This window comes from Sinomonas albida (assembly GCF_004919045.1).
Lineage (GTDB): Bacteria > Actinomycetota > Actinomycetes > Actinomycetales > Micrococcaceae > Sinomonas > Sinomonas albida.
In genome coordinates this window covers 72,984-83,022 of sequence record NZ_SWDW01000017.1, presented here as the reverse complement: position 1 = coordinate 83,022, position 10,039 = coordinate 72,984, and the positions used below count along the sequence as shown (strand labels likewise).

Genomic DNA, 10,039 nt, shown 5'->3' with positions numbered 1-10,039 from the left:
TGCGCTCCGGCATCGTCCCGTCGGGGGCCGGGGGCCCGCCCTCGGCAGCGGTCTTGGAGCCGTACGGGGTCGGGGCGAGGAGGTGCTGGATGCCGGCGGCGTTGGGGGCGACGTCCGCCACCGGGACGCCGGACATCTGGGCGCGGACCTGCTCGCGGTAGCCGACGGAGTTGTAGGCGCAGAAGGGGATGAGCCGCCCGTCGGGGGTGATCTCCTCGACGCAGCACTTCATGAGCTGCTTGACGTTGAGGGTGTAGGGGTCCTGGAAGTCCTGGACGACGATCATGAAGGCCTTCTCGCCCAGGTCCTGCGCGGCGGCGGGCAGGTCGATGCCGCAGCTGGCGCACTCGAGTCCGGCGGCGGTGGCCTGAAGGCTCCGGGCGGTGGTGTCGGAGCCCATGCTCGCCGAAGCGCTCCAGAGGGCCTCCAGCGCGGTGCGCACGTCCGGGTCGGGCAGGACCCGGTTGGTGACGTAGTCCATGTACTCGTCGAGGTCGATCAGGCGCGGGATCGGCACTACGGTGGTTCCCTCCTCGGTCCTGTCAATGAGCAGGTAGGTGATGGAGCGGCAGGTGGGGAAGCAGCACGGGACGGGGAAGAAGTCCGCAGGCGTGAACCAGTCCGGGCACTGCTCGGCGACAAGCCGGATCACATCCGGGTTGGTGAGCCGGTTCAGCGGGTCGAACTCGTGGTGGCGGCCGGAGTGGGTGACCGGCTGGAACGCCACCGAGCGCACCGCGGGGTGCTCGATGCCGAACCGGACGATGTCCCCGACCTCGTGCTCGTTCAGGCCGCGTTCGACGGCGGCGACGAGAGTCACGGGGATGCCCTCCTCGGCGCAGTGGTCCAGGGCGCGGCGCTTGCGCTCCAGGAGGTTCTTCCCGCGCAGGGCCAGATGGGTGGACTCGTCGAAGCCGTCGAACTGCAGGTAGACGCTCACGGTCTTCCCCGGCCTGCGGTTGCGCTCCCCGAGGGCCTTGACGAACGCCCTGTCGCTCGCGAGGCGGATGCCATTCGTGTTCAGGGTCACGGTGCGGATGGGGCGCTCCTGGGCGAGGTCGATGAAGGCCAGGATGTCCTTGTGGATGGTCGGCTCTCCGCCGGAGAGCATGACGACCTCGGGCTCGCCCTCGGCCGCGACGAAGGCGTCCAGCATGGTGGCGCACTGCTCGCGGGTGATCGAGTAGCCGTCGGGCTGGTGGCCGGAGTCGGCGAAGCAGATGGGGCAGTCCAGGTTGCAGTTCGTGTTGACCTCGATGATGCCCAGGCAGGCGTGCTGCTTGTGCGCCGGGCAGAGCCCGCAATCGCTCGGGCACCCCTCGGCGACCTCGGTCTGGGTGGCCAGCGGCAGGGTGCCGGGCTTGTTGTACTTCGCCGAGGAGAGGTACGCGTCCGCGTCGCTGTAGACGAGGGCCTCGAACTGGCCGTGCTCGCGGCAGCGCTTGCGCAGGTAGACCTTCGAGTCCCGGATGTTCACCTCCGCGTCCAGGACTATCTTGCAGACCGGGCAGATGCTCTTGGTGTACTCGACGAAGACTTCGTCGCGGGTCGTGCGTTCGATGCTCATGCGGCGAGGGTTCCTAACCACGTCGTGGTCCAGTCGAGTTCGTGGTCCGGGAGGGCGCCCGGCTGTGGTCCCCTCATCGGTGCTCTTCCCTCAAGGTGATGCCGGTGCCCTGCTCGAAGGCGACCATGCCCTTGATCCGGCGCGCCAGCGGAGACGGGCGGGGGTAGGACCACGCCGCGTTCGGCAGGCGAGTGCCGTCGACCTCGGCGTGGTGGTAGCGGGCGATGCCCTTCCAGGGGCACAGGGTCCGCAGCCAGCTGTCCGCCAGCAGCCCCGGGCGGAGGGAGTCGGGAGGGAAGTAGTGGTTGCCCTCCAGATAGACGGTCTGCTCGGAGCGGGCGATGCAGGTGTCCCCGTACCAGGCGGCGACAATGGGCTGAGCCTTGGATTCAGGTGCGGCGGTTGCCATGGCGTCCTCTCCTCTCATGCGGTGCCGCGGGCGATGGCCCTGAGGCGGGCGGGGTCGGCGAGGGTGATCCGTCCCCGGCCCTGGCGGATCAGGCCGCGGGAGGCGAACTCGGAGAGGATCTTGCTCGTGGCCTCGCGGGTGGCCCCCAGCAGCCCTGCAACCTGCTCGTGGGTGAGCCTGATCGTGGGGGCGCGCCCGAACCGGGACGAGGAGGGCCATTGGGCCATGCCGAGCAGGGTGGAGGCGACCCGCGCCGGCAGGGGCCGCAGGGCCAGGTCGGACAGGCGGCCTTCGAGCTCGGCGACCCGTTCGCCCAGGAGCCGGGAGATGCGCACAGCGATGCGGGGGTCCGAGAGCAGGAACCGCTCGACGTCGTCCACGCCGAGCTGGCAGACCATGGCGTCCTCGATCGCCTCGGCATAGCTGTCGTACATGCGCTGGCCGACCAGGACCATCTCCCCGAACACGGCCCCGGGCTCCAGGATCGCCATAGTCAGGGCCTTGCCGTCCTCGGCCACCCGGAAGACGCGCACCCGCCCGGTCTTGAGGATGAACAGTGCCTTGACGGGCTGGGCCTGGCTGTACAGCAGCTCGCCGCGGCGGAAGAGCCGCGCCGGGGCCATCATGTCCATCTCGCGGATCTCGGCCGCAGACAGGTCGGCGAAGAGGTCGACCTCGTTCAGGCACGCGAACGCCCCGCCGTCGGCCAGGAGGGCATCCAGCGGGTCGGTCTCGCGCTCTTCGGGAGACCAGGGCTTGGCCCTGGCGGCCCCGGAGGCCAGCTCGTCTCGGCACTCCTCGTTCACGCCCACTCCCTCGTTCACGCCCAATTGTTCAGGCCTTGGCCGTCTTGAGCACGCGCCCGGCGACCAGGGCCAGCAGGACGCCGTAGATCACATGCCCCAACAGTGACATCATGACCGCTGCACTGAACCCGAACACCGGGATGCCGAGCATGAGCGGCATGATCAGAAGAGGGCCGACGACCCACAGGATGACCCCATAGACGAGCCCGGCGACGCTTGCCCGGCCGTAGGAGTGCAGGAAGCGGGCGAAGAACAGGGTCAGGACCAGGCCGTAGACGACCGAGATCATCAGGTGGACCACGACGCCGACCAAGGGCGAGGTGGAGCCCATCATCATGGCGATCGTGGTGAACATGCCCATCATGGCCATGAGCATGCCGAAGACGACGCCTCCGGCAAGACCTCCCAGGAGCCCGGCGATCGCCCGCCGGCCCCAGGACGAGGAGAAGCTTCCGGCGTGGGATGCGGAGGTTGAAGCTGACATCGCGGGTGCCTTTCGAGACGCGGAACTGCTGACAGTCCAGACGCTACGCACCCGGCCCGGGGCGTTCTGTGAACGAGTGCACACAGCGGGAACAGATGCCGGGAGCGGGTCAGCGGGGCCGGGCGGCGGCCCGGCGCAGCGCGAGCAGCACGCGTGCGGCGATCCGCGGCGCCGGGGCGTCGAGGGCGGTCAGGCGGGCCTGGATGGCCGCTAGCCAGAGCCCGTCACTGTGCGTCGGGTAGGCGTGCACGGCCGCTGCGAGATCCGTGGCCTTCAGCCGGGCGTTCACAGCCAGGGACAGCTCCCCGAGGGTCTCCCCGGCCCGAGGGCCAACGATCGTGCCCCCGGTGATCCGTCCTCCACGGTCAAGGACGATGCGGGTGAACCCGCCCGGGTCTGCATCGGCCACGGCGCGGTCCACCCTGGTATGCGGGACCGTCACCGTGCGCCCGGTCCCGGGGGCCGCGGACCGGCCGACGGCGGCGACCTCGGGGGCGGTGAACGTTACCCTCGGCTCGCCGATGCTGGCTGCCTTGCGACGGGTGCCCAGGACTGCGTTGGCGGCGGCGATCGCCGCGTGCACCCCGGCCGTGTGCGTGTGGCGGCTCCTCGCGGTGACGTCCCCCGCCGCCCACACCCGCGGGTTCGTGGTCCGCAGCGACGCGTCGGTGACGACACGGCCGGCCCCGTCGAGGCGGACACCGGCCTCGGGGAGGCCGATCCCGCCGGTGCGCGGAACCTTGCCCGTGGCGGCGAGCAGATGGGTGTAGGGCACGCGTGCCCCATGCCCTGTGAGCAGGACCCGGTCCGCGCCCACGCGGGCGACGGCCATGGCGCCGTCCCCGGTGATCACCCGGATCCCGTCGGCCTCCAGGGCCGCCCGGACCACGGCTGAGGCCTCGGGGTCCTCCCGTGGCAGGAGCCTGGGCGCGGAGGCGACGACCGTGACCTCGGCCCCGAGGCGGGCGAAGGCCTGGGCGAGCTCGCAGCCCACGGGCCCGCCGCCCACGACGGCGAGACGCTCCGGGAGCACGCTCAGGGACCAGACCGTCTCGCTCGTGAGCGCCTCGTCTGGGTCAAGACCGGTCAGGGAAGGCAGGGCCGGTGCGGCGCCGGTGGCCAGCAGGACCGACCGGGAGGGCAGAGGACGCCCGTCCACCCGCACGCCCCCGCTCGGATCCAGCACGGCATGGCCATGCAGGACACGCACCCCCTCGGCTTCGAGGGCTCCCGGGGAATCATGCGGGGCGATCGCGACCACCGCGGCCGCGACCCTGGCCATCGCGGCATCGAACCCGAGCCCGTCGCGGGCGGCGGCGATGAAGGCCTTGGAGGGCACGCACCCGGTGTACAGGCACTCCCCGCCCGTCTTCTCGGCCTCGACAAGGGCCACTCTCGCGCCCAGCCTGGCCGCGGCCTGCGCCCCGACCAGCCCGGCGGACCCGCCGCCGACCACCACCAGGTCCCATCCGGCCATCAGTCCCTCCGCTCCTGTCCGTACCCTGCCCCACGATGGCACAGGCATGCGACGATGGCCTGTGACCGACCGCTACCAATGCTTCGCGCCCCTGTACGACGCCCTCGCGTGCGAGCCCGTCTACCGGCCCGGGCGCCTGGCTGGGATCGCCGGACTGCGCCTGCGACCCGGCCAGGCAGTGGTGGACGCCGGATGCGGGACCGGGCTGAACTTCGCCTGGCTCGAGGCCGCCGTAGGCCCGGCCGGGCGGATCGTCGGCATCGACGCCAGCGCCGCGATGCTCGACCAGGCCCGGAAGAGGATCCGCCGACACGGCTGGGCGAACATCGACCTCCTGAACGCCGACCTGACCGCCATCGCCCCGGACGCCCTCGCCGGCCGCGTCCACGAGGCCACCCCCGTGGTCGACGCCGTCCTGGCCACGTATTCCCTCTCCGTTACCCGGGACCAGGGGGCCGCATGGGAACGGATCCTGGCCCTGTGCGGGCCGGGGACCAGGGTCGCTGTCGTGGACATGCAGCTGCCCACCGGCGCCGCCGCGGCGCTCGCCCCCGCAGCCGCCCTGGCCTGCCGCCTCGGCGGCTCCGATCCCTCCGCGCACCCCTGGGCCCTCCTCGAACACGACGCCCCGGACACCGAGGCCTCCTCGGTGCGCGGGGGCCACATCCAGATCCGAGCCGGAACCCCACGCAGTGCCGCCGGACGCTGAAGCAGCCTACGCCCCGGCCCGGCCCACCACGGGCGCCGAACCCGGCTCTGCAATGCAGATCACAGACCACCGGGGAGGCGAGCCGTAGGTTCTGGCTGAGAACCCCGTCACAGGAGGAGAAGCGACGCGATGAGCAGCCCGAACAGGACCTACCAGGCAGTCTGGAACGGCACCGTGCTGGCCGAATCCGACCGCACCGTCCAGGTCGAGGGAAACCAGTACTTCCCGCCCGAGTCGATCAACCGCGAGCACTTCCGCCCCAGCACCCACACCACCGTCTGCCCTTGGAAGGGCACCGCCAGCTACTACACCATCGAGGCCGACGGCCGCACCAACCGAGACGCCGCCTGGTACTACCCCGACCCAAGCCCTGCCGCCCGCCAGATCAAGGACCACATCGCCTTCTGGAAGGGCGTTCGCGTCACCGAGGCGGGCAGCACCCCACCCGAGGAAGCCCCCCGTCCCCGGGGCCTGCTGTCCCGGCTGCTCGGCCACGCCGGGCACTGATCACCGAACACGCGAGGAAGGAACTGAGCATGGCAGAGCAGGCAGACGTCATCGTCATCGGCATGGGACCGGGCGGTGAGGCCGCCGCGGCCCGGCTGGCCAAGGCGGGACTGTCCGTGGTCGGGATCGAGAAGAACCTCGTCGGAGGCGAATGCCCCTACTACGGGTGCATCCCGTCCAAGATGATGATCCGCGCCGCCGACTCCCTCGCCGAGGCCCGCCGGGTCCCCGAGCTGGCCGGCACAGTCCAAGTCGCTCCGGACTTCGCCCCCGTCGCCCGGCGCATCCGCGACGAGGCCACCGACGACTGGGACGACACCGTCGCCGTCGAACGCTTCGAGAAGGCCGGCGGCCGCTTCGTCCGCGGAACCGCCCGCATCACCGGCGCCAAGACCGTCCGGGTCGACGGGCAGGACTTCGAGGCCGCCCGCGCGATCCTGGTCAACACCGGCACCGACCCTGCCGTCCCGCCCATCCCCGGTCTCGACGGCACCCCGTACTGGACCAACCGCGAGGCCATCGCCGCCACAGACGCCCCGGATTCCTTGATCGTGCTCGGCGGTGGGCCCATCGGCCTCGAGCTCGCCCAGGCCTTCGCCCGCTTCGGCACCCGCGTCGAGGTCCTCGAAGCCCTCGAGGCACTCCTGCCCCTCGAAGAGCCCGAGGCCGGCCAGCTCGTCCAGGACGTGCTCACCGCCGAGGGGATCGGCATCCACACCGGCACCAGGGCCGAGCGGATCGACCACGACGGGACCACATTCACCGTCACGGCCGCGGACACGACGTACACCGGCCAGCGGCTGCTGGTCGCCACCGGCCGCCGAACCGACCTCGACGCCCTCGGACTGGGCTCGCTCGGCCTCGACACCGGCGCCCGCACCGTCCGCACCGACGGGCACCTGCGCATCGCAGACGGCGTCTACGCCATCGGGGACATCACCGGCCACGGCGCCTTCACCCACATGTCCATGTACCAGGCCCGGATCGCCGCAGACCACATCCTCGGCGAACAGCCATCGGAGGCCGAGTACCACGCCGTGCCCCGGGTGACCTTCACCGATCCGGAGGTCGGCGCCGTCGGCCTCACCGAACGGCAGGCCCGCGACCAGGGCCTCCCCGTCGCGACCGCCACAGCCCAGGTCCCCTCCTCCGCGCGGGGGTGGATCCACAAGGCCGGCAACCAGGGCCTGATCAAGCTCGTCGCCGACACCGGCCGCGGCATCCTCGTCGGGGCGACCTCGGCCGGGCCCACCGGCGGTGAGGTCCTCTCCATGCTCACCCTCGCCGTCCACGAGCGCACCCCCATCCAGCGCCTGCGCGAGATGATCTACGCCTACCCCACCTTCCACCGCGCCGTCGAAGACGCCCTCGGACAGCTCCCATGACCACCGGACCCCACGCCCTCGCCCTGCCCGCCTACCTCCCGTCCCCGACGGTCGACGCGGTCAAGGCCGGCCCGCTCGAGATCCACTTCTACGCCCTGTGCATCCTCGCCGGCATAGGCGTCGCCCTCTGGCTCACGAACCGCCGTTGGGTCCAGCGGGGCGGCAAGCCGTGCGAGGTCCTCGACATCGCCCTCTGGGCCATCCCGTTCGGGATCGTCGGCGGACGCATCTACCACGTCATCACCGACCCCGAGCTGTACTTCCTCCCCGGCAGGAACCCGTGGAACGCGTTCGCGATCTGGGACGGGGGCCTCGGGATCTGGGGAGCCGTCGCCCTCGGCGGCCTCGGGGCCTGGATCGGCTGCCGGCGCGCGAACGCCAGCCTCCCGGCCTTCGCCGACGCCGTGGCCCCGGGGCTCCTGTTCGCACAGGCCCTCGGCCGGCTCGGGAACTGGTTCAACAACGAGCTCTACGGCGACCCCACCACCCTCCCGTGGGGCCTGCAGATCCACCAGATGGACCCCGCCACCGGCGCGGCGGCCGTCGGTCCGGACGGCACCCCGGTCGTCCTCGGCTACTTCCAGCCCACGTTCCTCTACGAGGCCCTCTGGACCACGGCCGGCGGCTTCGCACTCATCATCGTCTCCCGCAGGCTCCGCCTCCCGCGCGGGGCCGAGTTCGCCCTCTACGTCATGGTCTACACCGGCGGCCGGTTCGTGATCGAGCTCATGCGCTCCGACTACGCCAACCTGATCCTGGGCCTGCGGGTCAACACCTGGGTCTCCGGGCTCGCGTTCCTCGGCGGCGCCGTCGCCTTCGCCCGCACCATGCGCAGGCCCCGCACCGCGCGCCCGAGCGGGCCCGACGGCCCAGGAGTGGAGCTCGTGCCGGCGGAGGCAGGACTACGACGGAACGCGGCGTCCCCGGCCCAGGATCCGAAAGGCGGGCCGCAGGCCAGGGGCTCAGGACCCCACACCTCTCAGGAAGGACGGCCAGGGACATGGCGCTGAAGATGTCAGAGGAGATGCGCAGGCTCCACGGCCTGCTGCGGTTCGAGCCGACCGCCAAGCGAATCCGCGCGGACGCGGCCGGGCGCACCGTGGTGGACTCCCGGCGGGCGGTGCTGGTCTGGGAAGCAGGCCGGCCGGCCCCCGTGTACGCGGTGCCGGAGGCCGACATCGCCGCCAAACTCGGCCCTGCCCCCGGCACCGGGGACGGCCGGCGTCCTGCGTTCGCCCGCCACCACGGGCCCGGGCAGGAGTACACGCTCCGGGCCCCCGGTGCCGAGCTTCCACATGCCGCGTTCCGGCCCGCGGACCAGGACCTGTCCGGGTACCTGCTGCTGGACTCCAACGCCTTCGAGCGCTTGAGGGAGGACGAGCAGGACGTCGAAGGCCACCCCCGCGACCCCTTCCACCGCGTCGACGCCAGGCCCGGCTCCCAGCCCGTCCGAGTGGAACTCGACGGCCTGGTCCTGGCCGAGAGCGCCAGCCCGGTGCTGGTCCACGAGACGATGCTCCCGGTGCGGACCTACCTGCCGCGCAGCGACGTGGACTTCACGCTCCTGGAGCCCTCGGAACGGACCAGCGTCTGCCCCTACAAGGGCCGCGCGTCCTACTGGTCCGTCCGCGGCGCAGGCACCCGCGGACGGGACATCGCCTGGAGCTACGAACACACCCTGCCGGACTCCGCACACCTGAAGGACCTGATCGCCTTCTACGACGAGCGCACCCAGATCCGCACCGAGGACAGCCAGCTCCCACCCCATGCCACCGCCAGCGCGCTTGCCTGAGCCGCCCGTGGACCACCGGGCGCGCCACCTCCGGGCAGGCCCCGCAGGTGCCACGTCCCCCAGCCGTGCCGCCACCAACCGGCTCCTCGCTGCCCTGAGAGAGGAGGGCTGGGGCCCGACCGCATGGGCCAGGTTCCTCGGCAGGGCCACACTGCGCTCGCTCCAGGAGGCGGCCCGCCGCATACCCGCACTAGCCGAGGCCACCGTCCTGCACGCCGCATTCGCCCTCGCAGCCCCTCCGCACCGCTCACTGCCCTGGCCACGGACTTCTCTCCCTCTGGGCAGGGGCCGCGCGCCTGTTCAGCACATGCTCACCAGTCGGCGCGCACTCAGCACGCGTCGCGTCATTGGTTCCTTTGATGAGACTCGAATGCCTGCAACGTGCTGGCGATGAGCCCGAAGTCATCTGCGATCCAGAGCAGGCCTTGGCGTACTGGATCCTCTGAGGCGTCACGGCGCGGTCCTGCTTTCACGGCCTCGCACCCCCGTTCCGCCGTCGGTCCACGGATCTGACGGCAGCGGGGCCGCTGACAACCCACTGGGCCCTGGGACCGGAACAGCGCCGAGTTCCCCTCCCCCTAGGCCCTTGGACAGATGGCGGTAGATGGTGGGCCGGGTGACGCCGAACTCGGCGGCGATCTCCGCCACCGTGTGAGCGCGTTTGCCGTCGGGGCCGGTCTCCTCGTACATCTGGCGTGCCAGGCGCACCTGCCGGGGTCCGAGCTTGGGCTTCTGCCCGCCGGTGCGGCCCCGGGCCCTGGCAGCAGCGAGGCCGTCGCGGGTCCGCTCGGACATCAAGGCATGCTCGAACTCCGCGATCGCCCCGAGAATGTGGAAGAACATCTTCCCCACCGGGGTCGAAGTGTCGATCCCCTGGTCCAGAACCACAAGGTCCACACCTGT

11 protein-coding genes are annotated in these 10,039 nt (G+C 71.5%); 5 read left to right on the top strand and 6 right to left on the bottom strand.

Annotated features, from left to right (window positions below):
• The 5 genes from E6A26_RS15775 to E6A26_RS15755 all read right to left on the bottom strand — a co-directional run.
• Window positions 1-1,567: radical SAM protein (locus E6A26_RS15775; protein WP_136612148.1), on the bottom strand; the 1,567-nt coding region annotated here is incomplete at its 3' end.
• Between the two features lie 73 nt (window positions 1,568-1,640).
• Window positions 1,641-1,976: a DUF427 domain-containing protein gene (locus E6A26_RS15770; RefSeq protein ID WP_136612147.1), complete on the bottom strand. Its 336-nt coding sequence runs from the start codon at window positions 1,974-1,976 to the stop codon at window positions 1,641-1,643.
• A gap of 14 nt (window positions 1,977-1,990) precedes the next feature.
• Window positions 1,991-2,782, bottom strand: coding sequence for a Crp/Fnr family transcriptional regulator (locus tag E6A26_RS15765; protein WP_234865571.1), 792 nt, complete (start codon window positions 2,780-2,782; stop codon window positions 1,991-1,993).
• 28 nt (window positions 2,783-2,810) lie between these two features.
• Window positions 2,811-3,266, bottom strand: coding sequence for a hypothetical protein (locus tag E6A26_RS15760; RefSeq protein ID WP_234865568.1), 456 nt, complete (start codon window positions 3,264-3,266; stop codon window positions 2,811-2,813).
• A 109-nt stretch (window positions 3,267-3,375) separates the two neighbouring features.
• On the bottom strand, window positions 3,376-4,743 hold the full coding sequence (locus E6A26_RS15755; protein WP_136612146.1) for a dihydrolipoyl dehydrogenase family protein: 1,368 nt from the start codon (window positions 4,741-4,743) through the stop codon (window positions 3,376-3,378).
• 46 nt (window positions 4,744-4,789) lie between these two features.
• On the opposite strand from E6A26_RS15755, the gene E6A26_RS15750 reads away from it, so the two are divergent.
• The 5 genes from E6A26_RS15750 to E6A26_RS15730 all read left to right on the top strand — a co-directional run bounded on the left by E6A26_RS15750 (window position 4,790) and on the right by E6A26_RS15730 (window position 9,136).
• The gene (locus E6A26_RS15750) at window positions 4,790-5,452 is read left to right on the top strand and encodes a class I SAM-dependent methyltransferase (protein WP_136612145.1); all 663 of its coding nucleotides are present in this window, start codon (window positions 4,790-4,792) and stop codon (window positions 5,450-5,452) included.
• A 129-nt stretch (window positions 5,453-5,581) separates the two neighbouring features.
• Window positions 5,582-5,959: a DUF427 domain-containing protein gene (locus tag E6A26_RS15745; protein WP_136612144.1), complete on the top strand. Its 378-nt coding sequence runs from the start codon at window positions 5,582-5,584 to the stop codon at window positions 5,957-5,959.
• A 29-nt stretch (window positions 5,960-5,988) separates the two neighbouring features.
• A complete protein-coding gene (locus E6A26_RS15740; RefSeq protein ID WP_136612143.1) occupies window positions 5,989-7,344 on the top strand; it encodes a dihydrolipoyl dehydrogenase family protein in 1,356 nt (451 codons plus the stop codon).
• On the top strand, window positions 7,341-8,354 hold the full coding sequence (lgt, locus tag E6A26_RS15735) for a prolipoprotein diacylglyceryl transferase (protein ID WP_136612142.1): 1,014 nt from the start codon (window positions 7,341-7,343) through the stop codon (window positions 8,352-8,354). Before E6A26_RS15740 ends, lgt begins: the two co-directional genes overlap by 4 nt.
• Window positions 8,345-9,136, top strand: a complete 792-nt coding sequence (locus tag E6A26_RS15730; protein WP_136612141.1) for a DUF427 domain-containing protein — start codon at window positions 8,345-8,347, stop codon at window positions 9,134-9,136. The genes lgt and E6A26_RS15730 overlap by 10 nt, the downstream gene beginning before the upstream one ends.
• Before the next feature lie 450 nt (window positions 9,137-9,586).
• Here E6A26_RS15730 and E6A26_RS18010 read toward each other — a convergent pair whose 3' ends face one another.
• Entirely contained in the window at window positions 9,587-10,033 is a 447-nt protein-coding gene (locus tag E6A26_RS18010; protein ID WP_327407817.1) for a recombinase family protein, read from the bottom strand.
• Window positions 10,034-10,039: the final 6 nt, after the last annotated feature.